The sequence below is a fragment of the Psychrobacillus antarcticus genome, assembly GCF_029533155.1.
Lineage (GTDB): Bacteria > Bacillota > Bacilli > Bacillales_A > Planococcaceae > Psychrobacillus > Psychrobacillus antarcticus.
Genome location: NZ_JAIZDB010000009.1, coordinates 81,761 through 101,610, shown reverse-complemented (window position 1 = coordinate 101,610; position 19,850 = coordinate 81,761). Strand labels below are relative to the sequence as shown.

The following is a 19,850-nucleotide window of genomic DNA, read 5'->3' as shown; positions in this document are numbered from 1 at the left end:
AGAATGATAAATCCTATAAAAATTAGCCCTAAAGAAATGATTAATGCTTATCTACTATTTTTTGTAATTCACAGTATGCAAATTGGGGTTGGGATACATGGGTTTCAACGTATTGTGTATCAAGATGCTAGACATGATGCATGGATTTCCGTTCTACTTGCAGGACTTGCCACACATATTGTCGCATTTTGTATGATTAAAACTTTAGAAGTTTACGGCTCCAACGATCTCTATGGAATTCAACAGGATGTTTATGGAAAATGGATCGGAAATTTTTTAAATGCCATTTATATATTATACTGTTTCGTAGCTTTTTTTGCCGTTTTAAGAAATTATATTGAAGTTATTCAAGCTTGGATTTTTCCTGGAATAAGTACATGGTTTCTTTCGATTACCTTACTATTAATCGTTATATATGCGTTTACGGGTGGTCTTCGTGTGATGGTTGGTGTTTCTTTTTTTAGTGTAGTATTCGCTCTTTGGATTTTACCTATTATAATATTTCCGATAAAATACGGAACGGTAGAAAGTCTATTTCCTATGTTAGAGGCAAATATTAGCTCTTTACTTAAAGGTGCTCATTCCATGACTTTTACGATTATCGGATTCGAGATACTGAACGTGATTTATCCTTATATAAAAGATAAGAAAAATGCCAGCAAATATACGCATTTAGCTTTGTTGGCCACAACGTTTGTTTACGTTTCCCTCATGTTGGTTTCGATTTCATACTACAGCGAAGGAAACCTACTTAAAACCATCTGGGCGACACTGACATTATTCAGTTTTATCAGTTTTCCGTTTATAGAGCGGTTTGAATTTGTTGCAGTTGTTTTTTGGATGTTAATCATTTTGCCAAATCTTTGTCTATATTTATGGGCTGCATATCGCGGGACTACTCGGTTAGTAAAAGTAAGTGGAACAAAATTCGTTTGGATTTTCTCTCTCTTCATTTTTATTGGCACATTACTTGTTCAAACTCGAATCCAAATAAATACGATTAACAATCAATTAGGGAAAATGGCTTTTTATATAGTGTTTGTTTACCCTATTTTCTTATATATGATGACTATACTGAAGAAGAAACTCACATCACAGAAGGAGCAAAAAGATGAAGAACTTTAGATTTTTTCTTATTCTACTTTTTCTTCCAAGCATGCTAGTAGGATGTGTAGAGACAAATATTTTAGATAAACTTGGACTAGTTACTTTAGTTGGCTATGATGTAGGAACTGAAGAAAAGATGGCCACTACCTCAGCTATTCGGGAAGTAAATCCAGAATTTCAAAGTAATGTGGAGGTCATTACAACGGAAAATGAAACTAGTAAAGGTAATCGAATGAAAACCAATCGCAAATTATCTAAAAAAGTAGTGGTTGGGCAAATGAGAGTTATCTTGTTCGGAGAAGAGTTAGCTAAGGATGATATTCAACACTATATTGATGCGCACCTGGAAAATGAAAGTGTCAGTAATAGTGTTTATTTGGCGGTAGTGGAGGGTGAAATGACAGAATTACTAGAGTATGAATATAAAAATATTGACGATATAGGGCAGCATATTTATAGGTTATTAGAACAAAATATTAAACAGGAAAACATGATTTCAGCGACCCTCCATGAAACTGGGCACGATCTTTACACGGCAGGTGAAGATATATTTATGCCAATCATTAAAAAAGAGGAAGAGGTAGTAGAACTATCAGGGATTGCTCTATTTAAAAATAGTAAAATGGTAAGTAAAATCCCACCAGAAGATACCTTTTATGTAAAACTTATAGCAGAAAGATTTAAAACAGGAACATTCGAAACAATCTTACAAAAAGAGGATATCCCAGATAATTTAATGAAAAATACGCCTAACGAAATTCCAATTGCTTTCGATACTATCCACTCAAAAAGAGAGTTAAAATTAGTTAATCCAAATACGCCTGAATTTGACCTAAAAGTCAAAATAAAATCAAGAATAACAGAAATCTATCCAGATGTTAATCTAGGAGATCCCAAAACTGTTGCAATACTTCAAAAAGCGATTAGTAAGAATCTATCTAGGGAAATATCGAGAGTAATTGCTTACAGCCAAAGTGTCGATTCAGACATTTTTGCCTTCGGCGAGAAATTTAGAAGTTCTGTGAGAGGATCTAATCTAACAAAGGAAAAATGGCATGAATTATATAAAGACATGAAAGTCAATGTAGAAGTTGACTTTGTTATACTAAGAAGTGGAGTTTTTGAGTAACAAGAACCATAACCGTATAAACCGTTTAGATGCACCACATCTAAACGGTTTATATAGACTAGTACACGTGTGCAAATCCAAACCTCTACTCAACCCCGACTCTATTACTTCTACGCTCAAGCAATACTACATCACGCCAAGCTCCATGCAATTTCCCCATTTTTTTTCTTGTTCCTACTACTTCAAAGTCAAATTTTTTATGTAAGTTAATACTTGCAACATTTTCCGGGAAGATTAATGCTTGAATTGTCCAGATTTTGTTTTGCTCACTGGAGTCAATTACTTGTTGTAGTAATCGACTACCAACACCTTTCCCTGCTGCACTAGAAGTTAAATAAATGCTAACCTCCACTACTCCTGAATATGCTAGCATACTAGAAGTTGGAGTTAATGCTACCCATCCCACTACTCCCCCATCATGTTTAGCAACAAATCTGCAAATAGCTAAGTGATCTTTATTCCATTCATCCCAGTCGGGAGCCTCTGTTCTAAATGTAGCATTAGCTGTTCTAATACCTTCGATGAATATCTCTCTGACTCGATTCCAGTCAGTAGGTATCATTTCGTTTATTGTTATGTCTTGGTTCATGTGCATTCCCCTTTTTACATTAAATAAAAGCATTTCCAAGATGGATTATACACCGTTGGAAATGCTTTTAAAAGGATTCTTATACAATTTGTATACTAAATAATAGGCCTAAATAGGCTGCTATCACAACGAATAGACTCATTATAAAGGAAAATATGGCTGGCATTCTTTTAATGAATGAAAATACGCTCATTACTATAAAAATAGCAGATATTCCCATAAGAAGTATTCCGTCTATTTGAAATACCAGTTGAACTGCCATGCCCGAAAAATCAAAACCATCATGAAACAACAAAAATAAGGAAGAAAAACCTTCACTACTAATAGTCTCAAACAGGCTATGTGGTGGTGATTGTTGGCTCATAGCACCAGTAGCCGCAAAAATAAGAAGAATGATAAAAAATTCTACTTTTGTCCAAGGACGAGGATCGAAATCTTCGTTTATCAGCAGTCGTTTTTTCATCAGAATTCCATTTATAAATGCATAGGCAATTAGTGGAATAATAAGGAGATGCTTGATCAGTAGGCTTTGACCATATGAAACCATCCAAGTATCAGGATATGCATCCAATGGGGTTGAAAAACTCATCAAAGAAAATCCTGTTATTATAATGATTCCAAAACAGTACAATGCAGTTATATGATACCATTTTAAAAACGAAAGCCAGTTATTCGTGTTTTTGGAAAACCACGTTATGACAAACAATATGCCCACCCAAATGATCACAGACGCAAAGTGGAAGAAGTGAGTGATTAACCCTTTCAAGCTTTGAATCGAATTTGCATGACTTGACCAGCCTACACCTATAATTAGTACAAAAACTAGTAAAATCCCCACTATAAAATAATAAGGTGATTGCTTTTTATCAAAGAATAAAATATACAAACCTAAAAACACCGTTACAATAAACATAAAAAACCATGATTTACCTACCTCAAAGGTCAATAAAATAGATTGTAAGGAATCAAAGAATCCATAGTCTTCATACAAATACATAAGCAAACTAATGAGTGGAACAAAAGAAAATAATGCTATACCAATTACCGCAAGTAATTTCACTTTTCTAGGAACAACAATAGTAGGAATCAAATCACTTGGAAATAAAGATAGAATATAGCTTCCCATCAACAAAGCGAAGCACAAATATAGAAGTGCCTCGCTAATAGTTGTCAAAAGAAACATTATTTTTTATTTCTCCGAGTCATCCACCATGCTGCTAGTGCTAAGATCATAACCAGAACTATAATAATCCCTACTGTAGAATTAGAGTTCTTTTCTTCCTGTTCTTCATCCACTGCTGTTTCCACTTGTTCTGAATCCGATTGAATAGACTCTTCCTCATTTATTGATTCAGTAGTTGGTTCAACCGCTTCAGTCTCTTCAGGAGTATCTAATACGAAATCAATGACACCCTCCATCGGATGACCATCAGTTCCGATTATTTTCCAATTGATTTTATATGACCCATTTTCTAAGCTATCTTTTACATTCCCAGTGAGTACATTCTCACTTACAGTAATACCTTCTACTTCAACTGATTCCTCCGATGAATTTGTTATTGTAAATGAGCTTGTTTCCTCAATCTTAGTTAAATATGTAAGTGTAATTTCATTTATCTGCTCAGTTACCGTACTACCTTGTGCTGGAGTTGAACTTTCCAATCCAGTGTGTGCGAGTACATTATTGCTAAACAATAATATAAAAGCAATTGTCATCCATCCTATTTTTTTCATCATAAACCTCCTGAAAATTTGTATATACTAATTACCACCACTATACTTATACCATAAAGCTATGAAGAAAGTGTGAAGTTTGTATTTTCTAAAAGGGATAGATACATACTTCATGTCTAAAATTTGAATAGGAGTGATTTACATTGTCAAAATCGACTGCAAGAAGAAAACGTGAACATCAATTACGTAATCAAGGTAAAGATGTATCAATGGCAAGAAATGGCACTAATTTTAGTACTTATGTCCGAATGACTAAAACGAAAAATGAGAAACTGCAAAAACAATACTCAAAATATAAAAAGCATTTCACAAAAGGTATTACACCTGATGGAAATGCTTTTTATTATGTTTTACAATTAACATATACCTCTGTACGAGAGCGATTAAAACTCATACGAGAGAGAATGCCTGCTATACGAGAGACCAATGGTTATACGAGAGGTAACTACATCCGTACGAGAGAGAATGCCTGCTATACGAGAGAGATTCAAGTTCATACGAGAGAGCCTCGTCCTCATCAGTTAAAAAGATAAGAAAGTATAAAAAACAGCATGAACACCAGTTTTACAGGGCTTTTAAGAATGATTAATACTACTGATTTCCGTTTCAGGTGGGGTACAAAGGTTAAGAGCGCCACATCTTAAAAGGAAGGCAATCTAAGTTCGCCGCGTCCTGCGGCAACGATTGCATAACCCACATCCTCTCGCTTAGATAAGGAGAGTGTCGGAGTTAGTGTGAGAAAAAACCGCCTGTTGAATGTAGGAATGAAATTGTGTAAGGAAGAATGAAGATAGTAGATTTCCTTTTTTACTAGTGAAAATAAAGAAAAATAGTAAGTGTCTACCCAATAAAGATGCGGAATAGCGAATGAAATTGCATCTTCGTGAGCTTCTTCTCTATCTAGGAATTTATCTTTTCTCTAGTTAACAAAAAATGCACTATCCAGTTTCTAGAAGTTGGAGATGGGCGACGGACAGTCAATCGCCATAAGATTACCGAGAAAAAAAGATGCTGGTCGTGACTTCAGTCACGACCAGCATCTTTAAAAAATCAAATGGTAATTATATAGCAATAAATCTGTACAAAGCCCTTCGAAAACAGTAGAAACAGGTTTAGATCCTAAAGGACCGGGCGTTTTTTTTCCGGTTTTTCTTATTTATTTATTTATAAATTCTCTTCCTTTGGTTGCTTCCAAACACGAACTAAAGGACCGTCTTTTTCAGTATCGATTACAAATGAACCATTTGAATATCTATCCGATGGACGGAATGAATTTACTTCTATAGTTTCCAGGCCTTTATTTGTTTCAATAATAAGTTGATCATTTCTTTCCACTAATAAAACATCAAACACGCGATGCGGATTCGATTTAAGCTCTCTTAAAGTAAGCACACCTCGTTTAGCTCTACCTCCAGCTTCGATTTCATTTAATGCCATCTTTTTAGCAGCACCTCTATGGGTGATTAACATAATGTCCTCTTTGCTTTCTTGTGAAATCGGATGCACACTTACAACATAATCTTCCTCTTTTAGATTTATTGCTTTAACTCCACCAGTCTTCACTCCAGTGATTGGCACTTCGTCTAAAGAAAAGCGTACGGAATAGCTAGCCTGTGTCGTGATTAAAACATCATCAGATGGTGCTACGAGTTCTGCCATTATTAGTTCATCCGTCTTCTTCAGGTTAATCGTTTTAATCGGTTTTGCGTATCTTTGGACAACATAATCAGAGAGTAATGACCGTTTAATCTGTCCATCTTTGGTTGCTACTAAAACGCTTAAATCTTTGTCAAACGAGTCGATTCCCATGACTTGGATAATTCTTTCTTGAGAATCAAGTGGCACAATACTCGACATATGCTGACCAAGGTCTTTCCAGCGTATATCTGGTAATTCATGTACTGGTTGATAAATATAATTACCTTTTGAAGTAAATATAAGTAAGTGATCCTGCATATTGATTGGTGCTTTATATAGTAAATAATCCGATTCCTTAATAGCGAAATCCTGACCATTAGAGGCGTTATAGGAGCGTGTACTAGTCCGTTTAATATAGCCGTCCCTCGTAACTGTTACATATACATCCTCGCTTGGAATTAGGACATCTAACGTCACTTTAATCTCTTCAATCTCATCTTCAATTACTGATTTACGTGGCTCTGCAAATTGTTTTCGTACGACTAAAAGTTCTTTTTTAATAACATTCAAAAGAACGGATTCTTTTGCAAGAATGCTCTCTAACTGTTTCACTAATTTATTAAGCGTTTCTTCTTCATTTTGAAGATCTGTAATATCCGTATTCGTTAATCGATATAATTGTAAGGAAACAATTGCTTCCGCTTGAGCTTCTGAGAAATCAAATAATGCGATTAAGTTATTCTTTGCGTCCCGCTTATCTTTGGAAGCTCTAATTGCTTTAATGACTTCGTCTAGAATAGAAAGAGCCTTCATAAGACCCGCTACAATATGTAGTCTATCTTGCGCTCTTTGCAAATCAAAAACAGTTCGTCGAGTTACTACTTCCTTTTGGTGTCCAATGTATGAATCTAACAACAGAGGTAAAGTCATCATCGTCGGTCTACGATTATATATAGCAATCATATTGAAATTATAAGTCACCTGTAAGTCAGTGTTTTTCAATAAATATTGAAGAATACCGTGTGCCTCAACTTCTTTTTTCATTTCAATGACAATGCGTAAACCAGTACGGTCGGATTCGTCTCGTACTTCAGCAATACCATCTAGACGTTTATCATGTCTTTGTTCATCAATTTTCTTGACTAGGTTTGCTTTGTTCACTTCAAAAGGAATTTCGGTAATAACAATTTGTTGTTTACCGCCTTTGATCGTTTCAATTTCCGTTTTGGAACGAACGACTATTTTTCCTTTTCCAGTTTCATATGCTTTTTTAATACCTTCTACACCTTGAATAATCCCACCTGTTGGGAAATCTGGACCTTTAATAACCGTCATTAACTCATCCACAGTTGCAGCAGGATTTTCCATTCTCATTAATACGGCATCCAGTGCTTCATGTAGTGCATGAGGTGGAATATCCGTTGCATAACCAGCTGAAATACCTGTTGATCCATTTACGATTAAATTTGGGAATCGAGCTGGCAATACTACTGGCTCTGAATCTGAATCGTCGAAGTTAGGAATATAATCTACAGTGTTCTTATTGATATCTCGTAGTAGTTCATGGGAAATAGCAGAAAGCCTAGCTTCCGTATAACGCATCGCCGCCGGCGGATCTCCGTCTACAGATCCGTTGTTACCGTGCATTTCTACGGTCATATGGCGCAGCTTCCAATCTTGACTCATACGAACCATTGCCTCATAAACGGAACTATCACCATGTGGATGATAGTTACCAATTACGTTACCTACAGTTTTAGCTGATTTTCTGAACGGTTTATCATTTGTATTTCCTTCTGTGAACATGGCAAATAATATACGGCGTTGAACGGGTTTAAGGCCATCTCTAGCATCAGGTAGCGCGCGGTCTTGAATGATGTATTTACTATAACGTCCAAACCGATCACCGATCACCTCTTCTAATGGCAAATTTTGAAAACGTTCGGTTTGTGTCATGCTAATTCATCCTCCGCGTGTATTCTATCGTTTTCTAAAATATTCGAATCATCTTCTAAGCTGAAGTTGACATTTGCTTCTATCCATTTACGGCGAGGTTCTACTTTGTCTCCCATAAGCGTTGTTATATGTCTTTCTGCTCGAGCACCATCTTCAATTGTCACTCGAATAAGCGTTCTAGTTTCAGGATTCATCGTAGTGTCCCATAATTGGACAGCATTCATCTCCCCGAGACCTTTATAGCGTTGAAGTATGTACCCTTTTCCAATTCTCTCAGAAGCAGCTTGTAATTCTTTTTCCGTCCATGCATATTCAAACACTTCTTTTTTTCCTACACCTTTATAAATTTTATAAAGTGGCGGTAAAGCAATATACATATTTCCATTCTCAATCAATGGTTTCATATATCTGTAGAAAAACGTTAATAACAGTACTTGAATATGTGCACCATCAGTATCAGCATCTGTCATGATAACTACTTTGTTGTACGCAATATCATCGAGGTTAAAATCTGCTCCAACTCCACCGCCTATTGCGTGAATAATTGTCGCAATCTCTACGTTTTTCATAATATCAGCCATACTAGCTTTTTCGGTATTAATTACTTTACCTCTTAAAGGAAGAATCGCTTGAAATGTACGGTCACGGCCTTGCTTTGCTGAACCTCCAGCTGAGTCCCCTTCGACTAAATAAAGTTCGTTCTTCGCAGCGTTTCTCGATTGAGCAGGAGTCAACTTACCAGATAATAATTCAGAGGGTTTACGTTTTTTTCCGTTACGAGCATCTTCACGAGCTTTTCTTGCGGCTTCACGGGCTTGCTGTGCACGAAGTGCTTTTCTTATTAGGGAAGAAGCTAACTCGGAATTTTCTTCTAACGTGTATTGTAGTTTTTCGGAAATAACCGAATCTACAGCGCTTCTTGCTTCGCTTGTACCAAGTTTACCTTTCGTCTGTCCTTCGAATTGCAGTATATTCTCTGGAATACGAATAGAAATAATAGCAGAAATACCTTCTCTAATATCTGAACCCTCTAGATTTTTTGCTTTTTCTTTTAATAAATTAGTTTTACGAGCATATTCGTTAAAAACTCTCGTTAAAGCCGCTTTAGCTCCTGTTTCATGGGTTCCGCCATCACGTGTACGAACATTATTAACAAATGATAGAATGGTTTCCGAATATCCATCATTGAACTGAAAGGCAAATTCAACTTCAATCTCATCTTGTATGCCTTCCATATAGAAAACAGGATGTAGAACGTCCTTTTCCTCATTCAAATAGGAAACGAAAGCCTCTATCCCTGTTTCAAAATAGAATTCGTCATGTGCTTCAGTCCGCTCATCTATTAATTCTATTTTCAATCCTTTAAGAAGAAAAGCAGACTCTCTCAATCTTTCACATAGGGTTTCGTAATTGTATTTTACTACAGAAAAGATAGACTCATCGGGTAAAAAACGAACGGATGTCCCTGTTTCTTTCGTTGTTCCAACTTGTTTTAACGTTTGAGCAACTTTACCACCATTTTCAAATCTTTGATGGAACTTTTTACCTTCACGATGAATTTCAACATCTACATAGCTAGATAGTGCATTCACAACGGACGCACCTACTCCATGAAGACCACCACTTGTTTTGTAGCCACCTTGTCCAAACTTACCACCCGCGTGTAAAACGGTGAAAATAACCTCAGCAGTTGGAATTCCAGTTTTATGTATACCAGTAGGCATACCACGACCGAAATCTCTCACGGTAATACTTTGATCTTCATGAATTTTTACGACAATATGATTTCCAAAGCCAGCAAGACTTTCATCTACGGCGTTATCTACTATTTCGTAAACTAAATGATGCAATCCTCTTGCATCTGTTGAACCAATATACATACCCGGTCTCTTGCGAACTGCTTCTAAACCTTCTAAGACCTGAATATCATCATCGCTATAGCTATTTACTGTTTCAACTTTACTCAAATACTTTCCCTCCAAAACAAAACGTCTGTTCTTTATTCTTTCTTAAGCGTACAAATGGATACTCATTATGTCAATTTTTTCAGTAGTTAACATCAGAATTTAATTGTAAGGAAAGATTTATTAGAATGCAAACTCCCTTTTGAAGCATTCTATATTTCGATACAATATTCCTTCTTGATTAGTAAAAGATGTTAAAGAATAAAAAACTGGAGTAAGCTCATTGGCTACTCCTTCTACAATTTTTTTAGTTCGACTATCCTTGATTATAACCCAATCATACTAATTTATTTGCTTTTATGTAAGTTTCATTCTTGTACCCCGCATTAACGGGCAGTAGGCTCCCACTTCAAGGCTTGCCCAAAGCGACAAACCATAAGTGGAAGATAACTGCCCGTAAAAGCCCGATGGTTCGGGTCAACAGGATGTTGGTCACTCAGGCATTGCCGCACGATGCGGCGTAATTTGCCTGAGTTCATCTTTTCAACAGTGGGGATGAAGAGAAGCCCCACTCATTGAAGTTTCACTTTATCTCTTTAATTGTATCATGACTTCAGGAAAGATTTGAAAAACCTTTCTATCCAGGGCATTGTATACTTACAAATGGACATGGTACACTTACAATTGTTAAAGATTTTATTAGATTTATAATAAAGGAGTATACTATGAACATAATTATTTTACTCTTACTCGCATATCTCATTGGTTCCATTCCATCTGGATTATGGGTTGGAAAACTATTTTATAATAAAGATATACGCGAACATGGTAGTGGTAATTTAGGTGGTACAAACACATTTAGAATACTTGGTAAAAAAGCAGGCTTAGTTGTAACCATAATGGATATTCTAAAAGGGACCGCTGCAACACTTTTAGGTTCTTTGGCAATATTTGAAGCAACAAACATTCATCCACTTATTTTAGGTACTATAGCAGTGATCGGACATATGTTCCCAATCTTTGCTGGATTTAAGGGTGGGAAAGCTGTAGCAACATCAGGTGGTCTTTTGTTAGGCTATAATTGGCCTATTTTTGTCATTTTAGTAATTGGATTTTTTATTATTTTAAAAATGACAAAGATGGTATCTCTTACTTCTATGATTTTAGCAATTGTTGCTCTCATTTATAGTGTCGTTTACTACTTTACGGTAGATAAGGATTGGCCTCTAATCATTATAATTCTGCTGCTAGGGATATTTATATTTTATCGTCATCGAGCAAATATGAAACGTATTAAAGCAGGTACCGAACCAAAAGTAACTTGGATCTAATCTGATGAAAGTAAGGTGGTATTTATGAAAATACTTATTTCTTCCGATGCAATGCATTGGTTTCATGAGGAAATGGAAGCAGTAAAAGGCGATAATATACGTTTTTTTGCACGTTACGGAGGGTCTAGTCCTATTCAAGAGGGTTTTTCCCTCGGTGTTACAAAGGACACCCCATTCGAGCCTGCCGTTACTTATAAAGTAGAGGATATCCTATTTTTCATAGAAGAAACAGACGAATGGTATTTTGATGGACATGATCTGTATGTAGAATTAGATTCCACTAGAGATGAATTATCTTATGCATACCAAAAAGCGTAACCCTAAGTGGGTGCGCTTTTTGTTTGGTTAAATTAATATTTCTCCCTTCTTTCCAGTAACAAGTAGTCCTTTGATTTGTTAATGGAGATATTATTGTTAACGGCAAACGTTTCTAACTGGAGCATAACGTCCTTAGGGATAAATTGAACAATGCGTAAATTTAAACCTTTATGGACCTTGAGTGATGCTCCTTTTGTTGCCCACCCATAGCGTTTAAAAACAATTTTATCTATATCGTCTGGAAACAACTTCTTATGAAAAACTTTATAATGATAACTCCTAATCACATAGTCCAATTTATCTTGGTTGATGATGAATTCAGACTTTGTAGAAAAGCTAATAATGCTAAAAATTATAAGCAAAATAGACAAGATTGAATTTATCCAAGATTCACCAATACTTATGAAAAATAAGCTAACTCCAAAAATTAATACCATGAACATAGGGCTTTTTTGGGTGACTAACTTGTATACCATTTATTATGACTCCTTCCACATGAAAAAATCAGACTTTCCCTTTAATTATAACTGAAATGGAAAATAAAAACAGCTAGTGATTTTTGCATAATCACTAGCTGTTTTATGGAGCAAAATTTTAAACTCCATAACTTCTATTAAATCTTTCTAACTGCTCCAGTAATCCCTCTTTTACCATAATGTCCAACTCATACTTGCCGAATAGATCAAAATGAGGATAGGCTTTCTTGTAGTCAATCCACTCTGCTCGCAAGTTATGTTGCTTACCCCATTCGATTAACTTGTTCACATCATTGCAGCCAACTTTAGTCACCGTGTTACAGCCAGGAAAACGTTCATCTATCCAATAATGAGTTAAAAAAGCAATTTCCCCATTTTGGACATCCTGTTTCCATGCATTTAATTCGTGACGTGTAATACCAAAAGCCATTATTCAATCACCTTAGCTATTTCCACATATTTTGCATCCCATGCCTCGTGAACTCGTTTTAGAGATACAGGACGGAAGTTATCTTTCTTCACTATTACATGCTCAGATGTAGCAATACAGGCAACCATACCATCTTCATGGACAATTTCGTACCCATATGTTGTCCGTAACTTACTGTGTTTTTCAATCCAAGTTTTAATCGTAACTGTTTCCCCGTATTTTACAGGAGTTTTATAATTTACATTTACATTTGTTACTGGCGAAAGGTATCCATCTTGCTCTAGTCCAGCATAGGAGAATCCTAAGTCTTTGATCAATTGGGTTCTCCCTATTTCTAACCAAATAACATAATTCGCATGATATACTACACCCATTTGATCGGTTTCTGCATATCGTACTTCAATTTCTTTTTCACTTAAAAACATTTATGGTCACCTCAGAGATTATTATACTAAATAGAATATAAAAATACTGTTTAGTAATACTTTTCTAGTTAGTACAATTTTTTATATCTTCTAATATTTTCGGCAAATCATTAATCGGTATAAGTTCATCGTTTGCTAGAAGCTTATTAAATTGGATTTCCGTAATTTCTGTACCGAGCACATATTCTCCTATAACGATCTCAAGCAAATCAAAAGCTACTCTGAAATAATCGTCATTGTCTTCGTTAAACTCTTTAATATATAGCATTAAACAAAATACTGTATGTTCCTGATCATATGTATAGTCGAAAAATACCTGATCTCGAGTTAGCTCAATATCATTGACTGTAGTACCTTGATCATCATTGCGTTGCTCAAAGGCGATAATCTTAAAATTCTCCATTTTGGGAGCAGCCTCTACTAGACGTATTACATCAGGAAAGTTTTTTCCTATCGACGAAGCACTAATAGTAAATTCCCTTTTGCCTTCGATCAATGCAACTGGCGTGGAAAAAATTAGTTGATTATTTACCTTATTTATTAATATATATAAATCTCGAAACATTTTTTCTATGTCCTTATCTTTTAAATTATACAGCTTTTTCTCATGATCTATAAAGTATTGCCAAAACACCTCAATAGGATCTTTCTTTTTAAATAAATTCCCAAACATGGAAACTCCCCCTTTTGTTCCTTCAAGTATAAACTAAATTTTCATCCTGGTTTACAAATTAAAAAGGGTCGGTAAAATTACTCCGTACCCCTCTTTGCTATAACTTTATTTGAGCCTTCTTTTTCAAGCTCATATAACTTCTTTTTATCAATTTTCCCTACATCTGTCCGTGGTAAAGCATCTACAAAGAGTATCTTCTTAGGAACCTTATAACTGCCTAAATACTTTTTGCAGTGCGATATTAGCTCTTCTGAAGAAAGAGTATGTGCATTACAACAAATAAATGCAGTGACACATTCTCCCCATTTATTATCTGGTATGCCAATAACGGCGGCCTCTCGAACACTCGAATGCAAAATGAGACACTGCTCCACTTCCTGTGGATAGACATTCTCCCCACCTGTAATAATCATTTCCTTTTTCCTACCGACAATATAGTAGTAGCCATCTTTATCAAATCTTGCTAAGTCTCCGGATTTCAGCCAACCGTTTTGTAGGGTAAGCTCTGTCGCAACTTTATTGTTCCAATAATGTGTAAATAGATGTTTTCCTGAAATATAAAGCTCTCCTATCTCATCTACTCTACATTCTTTCCCTGCTTGGTTGATGATTTTTACTTCATTGAATTGCATACTCTTTCCAACTGAACCTTTTTTGCTATAAGCAATTAAAGGATCAATATAAAAGTTATTCGGTCCTGCTTCCGTTAATCCATATCCTTCTTTAAACAGGATCCCTTTCTCCTGGAACTTATCATAAATTGAATGGGGACACGGCGCCCCTCCAGCTAGAAAAACCTTTACAGTTGGAAAAGTAGCCGCTTTTATATACTCCGTATTGAACATTGCTTGATACATCGTTGGAACGAAAAGTGAAATGGTTGTGTTGTATGTATTTAACGCTTCCAAAGCTGCTTCGGCTTGAAAACGACTACCTATAACGACTGTTCCTCCTGCCATTAATATAGGAATACAAAGGGCATTAATACCCCCTGTGTGAAACATAGGCATATAATTTAACGTACAATCTGTTTCACTAAGTCCCCAGCTAATAATAGTATTCATCGCATTCCAATTTACTGCAGTAAATGATAAGACGACCCCCTTAGGTTTACCAGTAGTTCCACCTGTGTAAATAATCATCCAAGGATCTATCGAACTCCATTTATAATAATTAGAGTGATTGGTTGTAAGTTCTAATATTTTGTTTACTAATACTAACTCAATACCTGAAAACGCATCCCCAATTTGTTGATGCTCTTCGTCGCAAATAATTAGCACTGGCTTACAATCCTCCAAAATATATTGCAACTCTAGATTGCTTAAACGATAATTCAGCGGTACATAAATGAGCCCAGTCATCCCACAAGCAAATAGAATGGCAAATAATTCAATCCTGTTTTGAGACAGAACTACGATGCGATCTCCTTTTTCATAATTTTGTTGCTGAAGGTAATGAGTCCACTGAGAAATCTGGCTGGTTAACTGCTCGTAGTTCCAGTGTAATCCCGTGGTACTATCGATAAGAGCAGTTTTAGTGGGCGTCAGCGCTGCACGCTTATATATCCATGCTTGTTCCGTATACATATGGTACAGCCTCCTCCATCACATCATAATACCGCCATCCACTTGTAGTACATGACCATGCACATAACTTGATTCTTCTGATGCTAAAAATAAATAGGCGTTTGCTATATCCCTTGGATCACCTAAACGTTGCAGTGAAACGACGGACTTCATTTGGCTAATTATCGCTTCAGGCATTTTCGCTACCATTGCAGTGCTCGTAAAACCGGGTGCTACTGCATTGACATTTATGCCTTTTCTCCCTAACTCTTTTGCCCATGTTTTGGTCATCCCTATTATGGCAGCTTTGGAAGCGGCATAATTTGTCTGACCGACATTTCCATATACACCACTTACAGAGGAAGTGTTAATAATTTTACCGTGACCTTGCTTTATCAAATATGGTACAACTGCCTGAGTACAATTAAAAACGCCGGTTATATTTACATTAAGCACGTTTGAAAAGTCATCTTCGGTCATTTTTGTCAGCATGGCATCCCTTGTAATTCCCGCATTATTAACAAGAATATTTATCTGGCCAAAATTACTTATTGTTTGTTCTATAAGGGCATCCACGCTCGCTCTATTCGCAACATCAACTTGAATGAATTTAACTTCATAGCCAAGTTTGTTTAGTTCTACTTCTTGTACTGCTCCAGCCTCAGCATCATAATCTGCTAATACAACCTTTGCACCTTCTTCTGCAAAGCGATGTGCAGCAGCTAATCCTATTCCATTCGCTGCTCCTGTTATAATGGCTACTTTATCCTTTAATCTCATCGTCTCATTCCCCTTTAAAAAATGCTTCTATTTTGTTAGTGAGCTGTTCTAAGTCGTCAATTAGTGGGGAGTGTCCACTATTGATTAGAGGAATATACGTGGCATTATCTCCTAAGTCCGCTACAATTTCTTGCGTCATCTCTTCTGAAACGACGTAGTCCCGATCTCCTCTTAAAATAAGAACAGGAATTGTAATTTCCTTTGCTTCGTCTGTGCCCTCATTTAGCCCATTATGATTTCCACTAATATTAAACGTATTTAATGCATGATAGACATCTGCTAAATTTCGCTGCGTTAACATGTCATCAACATAGTCATCATAGGCAGATTCAACGGGTTGCTTATGGGAATAGATTGCTGCATTCCAGACTGCCTTTAATCCTTCTTTGTTACGAGAATCATATAAACCTTGAATGACAAGCGTTTTCGATGGATTTTCTTCTATTTCTTCGACAGTTTTTAGTCTGCTGGCCATGTCCAGTGTTCCATCTTCTTTGGACCCGTAGAATGGGTAGCCTCGTGTTGATGCTGATGCAAGCAATACTAGCTTCTTACAGCGACCAGGATGGTCCACTACATATTTCATACTAATGGCGCCACCAGTAGACCAACCGATTAAATAGAAATTCTGCAAGTCTAAAGCGTTGACTACTTCACTTACATCATCTGCAAAATCTTTAATCCCTTGAACTCGGTTATGGTAGGTCGATTCCCCGAACCCCCTTAGATCAATAGCGTATATCGTAAATCTTTTATCTAAACTTTCTAGCAAAATATCCCAATGCTTGGATGACGTCATATTTCCATGAACAAGTACGATTGTTTCATCTCCACCAGGACGAACACGATAAGCAATACTTTCCCCATTAGACAGTTGAATCTGCGGTAAACTCATATCTCTTTCCTCCTACTTTCCCCATTTAATGACGACTGCTCCCCACGCATAGCCAATACCTGCACTTACAAGGACGACTATATCGCCGTTTTTTAGTTTATCAGCTTCTTGAGCCAGTTCTAGAGAAATAATTTGATCCATCTGACCTATATGTCCATAATCACTCAAATAAATAGACTGTTCACTCGTTAAACCCAACTCATTTAACACAAAGTCATGTGCAGATTTCTTCATATGAAGAATGGCTAAATAATTGATATCCTTCTCGGTATATCCACTTTTCGTTAATGCATTTCGAACAACTAATAGAAAGTTTTGCATGGATTTTTGTTCTAGTCTTGCTTTCATGCCTACAGGATCCATTACGTCCAAACGATAAAGTCCCTGCTTTAAATGGAAGGGAGTCAAAGGTTCCTTTGTTCCTCCAACCGGCACAAGTACATCTTCGGAGAAGGAACCATCTGTAATTAGATCAGATTCCAAAATAGTATTTTTATGGTAGTTTTTCTTTAAAATCATTGCTGCTCCACCAGCACCTAAGTTGAACATGAACCTTGTTCGTTCATTTGTATAATCGATCAAATCACTGTTTCGATATCCACCGGCCAGAAGTACTGTATTTATAGATGGATCTGTTGCCATCATACTTTTTGCGACCTTCATGGCCATTATGGTCGTTCCACAACGTAAAGCAACATCAAACCCCCATGCATGATAAGCACCGAGCTCTTCTTGAATTTTAATAGCAGCTGTCCACAGAGGATATTCCTTATGTTCTTCCCCAATATAAATGATCAAGTCAATTACTTTAGGATCTATATTACCTTTTTTCAATGCTTTTTCAGCAGCTTTAATAGCCATGGCGACGGTATGATCTTCCGGGCCGGGTATTGATTTTTTTGTTATGCCCATTTTGTTTTTAACTACGGACAGCGGAAGACCAGATTTCTTAGCAATATCCTCTGCTGTCATCACATGATTGGGAATATATACACCAGTACTGGCAATTCCAATAGTCATTTTGCTATCCCCTTTCTTTTTGAGGAAATAGCAATTTTAATGGGATTCTTTCTCTTCCAAAACAAATGCTTAACGGTACCCACAATTCCTTTTGGGAAGAAAATTACTGCTAATATATACACTATTCCAAAGAAAATAATCCATCGTTCAAATATAGGATGCTCCTTTGCTAAACCAGATAAGTAATGCTGGGCTAACTCAATCACGCCAGCACCAATAATTGGCCCTATTAACGTACCCACTCCCCCGATAATCGTCATGAGAAGAGCATCTAACGTTATATCCATTGTTAGGACACTGGTGTTTACAAATCGCAGTGAAACGGCGTAAAGGGATCCTGCTAAGCTGGCAATTACACCTGCGACAACAGACGCAATTACTTTATAGTGCAATGTTTGAAAACCTAATGATTTGGTGCGCTGTTCATTTTCTCTAACGGCTATTAATACTCTACCTAATGGTGAATCTACGAATCTACGTAGGAGGAGGTACACTAATACTAAACAACCTAGCACAAGCAGATAATACATCATACGATCTTTAAAAATCTCAGGTGCTTTAAAAGTAAATCCATCGTTGCCAAATGTTAATGTTCTCCACTTCTCTGCTAGTACTAGAAACAACCCCGAGACTGCCATTGTCAGCATGGCGAAGAAATGACTTTTTAATCTCAGCGTAAGCAATCCGACTAAAAAGCTAATGATTCCGGCGATACACATTCCAACAGCTATCGATAAAACAAAAATTCCAATGGTTGGTTCAAAACGATCGAGCATAATTGCAGTAGCATATGCACCCATCCCGAAAAACATCGCATGACCGAAAGATACTATGCCTGTATAGCCTAGTAAGATGTCATAACTCATTGCTAAGATGGAAAAGATAAATATTTGAGTCAGTAAAATTGTCCAGGTGCGAGAATCGGAAACAAAAGGAAAAATAGCTAAGGCGACGACAATGGCAAATAATATGATTTTACTAACTTGAAATGTGGACTTCATTTTGCATCATCCTTTCGCTGTGAATAAACCTTGCGGACGGAATATTAATACGATTGCCATAAGCATCATATTGACCGCAAGCGATAATGCTGGAACATAGTAAGCCATGAAACTTCCAGCAAGCCCTACTAATATCGCAGCAAGAAGAGAGCCTGGAAAACTGCCCATTCCCCCAATAACCACAACGATGAAAGCGAGAATAGCAAACTCCATTCCCATTTCCGCATAAATTACCCCGGAATATGGGGCCATGAGCACCCCACTTAAAGCAGCTAGCCCTGCCCCGGCCATAAATACATATAAAAATACTTGCTTAATATTAATACCAAGGGCCTGCACCATTTCTTTGTTCATAACTCCTGCACGAACGACTAAGCCGATCTTTGTACGCTTTAAGATGAACTGGAAAACTCCAAACACGATAAATCCAATGATAATAATAAATAATCGGTACTTGATAATGATTACATCGCCAATTTCCCAGCTACCTGATAAAAGGGGCGGTGTTTTCGCAGCAAGTTGATTTGGACCAAAAACGACCTTTAGCATTTCTGATAACACGATCATAAAGCCAAGTGTGATAAGTATTTGTTGTACATGATTTCCATAAACCGGCGTAATAATTAGCTTTTCAGTTATAAAACCAAGGATAACCCCAGTTAATATGGCTCCTAATATAGCTAGAGTAAAACTATTTGTTACTCCATAGAACCAAACCCCTGAAAACGCGCCCCAAGCAAATAGTCCTCCATGGGCAAAATTCAATACATCCATTAAGCCGAATATAAGTGTAAGTCCAGCAGCTAAAAGAAATATCAACATTCCTGTTGCTAAACCATTGATCAATAAATTTATTAGTAACTCCATTTGATAACCTCC

At 36.6% G+C, this 19,850-nt stretch carries 20 protein-coding genes; 5 read left to right on the top strand and 15 right to left on the bottom strand.

What is annotated here, in order from left to right:
- Positions 1 to 3 precede the first annotated feature (3 nt).
- Both LDK52_RS06925 and LDK52_RS06920 read left to right on the top strand, forming a co-directional pair.
- On the top strand, positions 4 to 1,125 hold the full coding sequence (locus LDK52_RS06925) for a GerAB/ArcD/ProY family transporter (protein WP_277585222.1): 1,122 nt from the start codon (positions 4 to 6) through the stop codon (positions 1,123 to 1,125).
- A complete protein-coding gene (locus LDK52_RS06920; protein ID WP_277585221.1) occupies positions 1,112 to 2,236 on the top strand; it encodes a Ger(x)C family spore germination protein in 1,125 nt (374 codons plus the stop codon). Before LDK52_RS06925 ends, LDK52_RS06920 begins: the two co-directional genes overlap by 14 nt.
- A gap of 85 nt (positions 2,237 to 2,321) precedes the next feature.
- On the opposite strand, the gene LDK52_RS06915 is transcribed toward LDK52_RS06920, so the two are convergent.
- From LDK52_RS06915 to LDK52_RS06905, 3 genes are all read right to left on the bottom strand, one after another.
- Positions 2,322 to 2,825 carry a GNAT family N-acetyltransferase gene (locus LDK52_RS06915; RefSeq protein WP_277585220.1) on the bottom strand — a complete coding sequence of 168 codons (504 nt, stop codon included), beginning with the start codon at positions 2,823 to 2,825 and terminating at the stop codon, positions 2,322 to 2,324.
- Between the two features lie 79 nt (positions 2,826 to 2,904).
- Complete coding sequence (locus LDK52_RS06910) at positions 2,905 to 4,008, bottom strand: copper resistance D family protein (RefSeq protein WP_277585219.1); 1,104 nt, start codon at positions 4,006 to 4,008, stop codon at positions 2,905 to 2,907.
- A complete protein-coding gene (locus LDK52_RS06905; protein WP_277585218.1) occupies positions 4,008 to 4,559 on the bottom strand; it encodes a copper resistance CopC family protein in 552 nt (183 codons plus the stop codon). Before LDK52_RS06905 ends, LDK52_RS06910 begins: the two co-directional genes overlap by 1 nt.
- 143 nt (positions 4,560 to 4,702) lie before the next feature.
- Between LDK52_RS06905 and LDK52_RS06900 the strand changes: the two genes are divergently transcribed.
- Positions 4,703 to 5,092: a hypothetical protein gene (locus tag LDK52_RS06900; RefSeq protein ID WP_277585217.1), complete on the top strand. Its 390-nt coding sequence runs from the start codon at positions 4,703 to 4,705 to the stop codon at positions 5,090 to 5,092.
- A 631-nt stretch (positions 5,093 to 5,723) separates the two neighbouring features.
- Here the strand turns inward: LDK52_RS06900 and parC are convergent.
- On the bottom strand, positions 5,724 to 8,153 hold the full coding sequence (gene parC, locus LDK52_RS06895) for a DNA topoisomerase IV subunit A (protein WP_277585216.1): 2,430 nt from the start codon (positions 8,151 to 8,153) through the stop codon (positions 5,724 to 5,726).
- Positions 8,150 to 10,120: a DNA topoisomerase IV subunit B gene (gene parE, locus LDK52_RS06890; RefSeq protein WP_277585215.1), complete on the bottom strand. Its 1,971-nt coding sequence runs from the start codon at positions 10,118 to 10,120 to the stop codon at positions 8,150 to 8,152. The genes parC and parE overlap by 4 nt, the downstream gene beginning before the upstream one ends.
- Positions 10,121 to 10,782: 662 nt before the next feature.
- Between parE and plsY the strand changes: the two genes are divergently transcribed.
- Complete coding sequence (gene plsY / locus LDK52_RS06885; protein WP_277585214.1) at positions 10,783 to 11,388, top strand: glycerol-3-phosphate 1-O-acyltransferase PlsY; 606 nt, start codon at positions 10,783 to 10,785, stop codon at positions 11,386 to 11,388.
- A 24-nt stretch (positions 11,389 to 11,412) separates the two neighbouring features.
- Positions 11,413 to 11,706: a HesB/YadR/YfhF family protein gene (locus LDK52_RS06880; protein WP_277585213.1), complete on the top strand. Its 294-nt coding sequence runs from the start codon at positions 11,413 to 11,415 to the stop codon at positions 11,704 to 11,706.
- Positions 11,707 to 11,738: 32 nt separating this feature from the next.
- Here the strand turns inward: LDK52_RS06880 and LDK52_RS06875 are convergent, their stop codons facing one another.
- From LDK52_RS06875 to LDK52_RS06830, 10 genes are all read right to left on the bottom strand, one after another.
- Entirely contained in the window at positions 11,739 to 12,182 is a 444-nt protein-coding gene (locus LDK52_RS06875) for a hypothetical protein (RefSeq protein WP_277585212.1), read from the bottom strand.
- A gap of 118 nt (positions 12,183 to 12,300) precedes the next feature.
- Positions 12,301 to 12,612 (bottom strand): hypothetical protein, encoded by a 312-nt coding sequence (locus LDK52_RS06870; protein ID WP_277585211.1) that lies wholly within the window; start codon positions 12,610 to 12,612, stop codon positions 12,301 to 12,303.
- Entirely contained in the window at positions 12,612 to 13,037 is a 426-nt protein-coding gene (locus LDK52_RS06865; protein WP_277585210.1) for an acyl-CoA thioesterase, read from the bottom strand. Before LDK52_RS06865 ends, LDK52_RS06870 begins: the two co-directional genes overlap by 1 nt.
- A 64-nt stretch (positions 13,038 to 13,101) precedes the next feature.
- A complete protein-coding gene (locus tag LDK52_RS06860) occupies positions 13,102 to 13,710 on the bottom strand; it encodes a hypothetical protein (RefSeq protein WP_277585209.1) in 609 nt (202 codons plus the stop codon).
- Positions 13,711 to 13,787: 77 nt separating this feature from the next.
- A complete protein-coding gene (locus LDK52_RS06855) occupies positions 13,788 to 15,296 on the bottom strand; it encodes a class I adenylate-forming enzyme family protein (RefSeq protein ID WP_277585208.1) in 1,509 nt (502 codons plus the stop codon).
- Between the two features lie 18 nt (positions 15,297 to 15,314).
- Positions 15,315 to 16,055 (bottom strand): 3-oxoacyl-ACP reductase FabG, encoded by a 741-nt coding sequence (gene fabG, locus LDK52_RS06850; RefSeq protein ID WP_277585207.1) that lies wholly within the window; start codon positions 16,053 to 16,055, stop codon positions 15,315 to 15,317.
- 4 nt (positions 16,056 to 16,059) lie between these two features.
- Positions 16,060 to 16,950: an intracellular short-chain-length polyhydroxyalkanoate depolymerase gene (gene phaZ, locus LDK52_RS06845; RefSeq protein ID WP_277585206.1), complete on the bottom strand. Its 891-nt coding sequence runs from the start codon at positions 16,948 to 16,950 to the stop codon at positions 16,060 to 16,062.
- 12 nt (positions 16,951 to 16,962) lie between these two features.
- Positions 16,963 to 17,970: a 3-oxoacyl-ACP synthase gene (locus LDK52_RS06840; RefSeq protein ID WP_277585205.1), complete on the bottom strand. Its 1,008-nt coding sequence runs from the start codon at positions 17,968 to 17,970 to the stop codon at positions 16,963 to 16,965.
- Complete coding sequence (locus LDK52_RS06835; RefSeq protein WP_277585204.1) at positions 17,967 to 18,971, bottom strand: branched-chain amino acid ABC transporter permease; 1,005 nt, start codon at positions 18,969 to 18,971, stop codon at positions 17,967 to 17,969. Before LDK52_RS06835 ends, LDK52_RS06840 begins: the two co-directional genes overlap by 4 nt.
- Positions 18,972 to 18,977: 6 nt before the next feature.
- Entirely contained in the window at positions 18,978 to 19,838 is an 861-nt protein-coding gene (locus tag LDK52_RS06830) for a branched-chain amino acid ABC transporter permease (RefSeq protein WP_277585203.1), read from the bottom strand.
- Between the last annotated feature and the right edge of the window lie 12 nt (positions 19,839 to 19,850).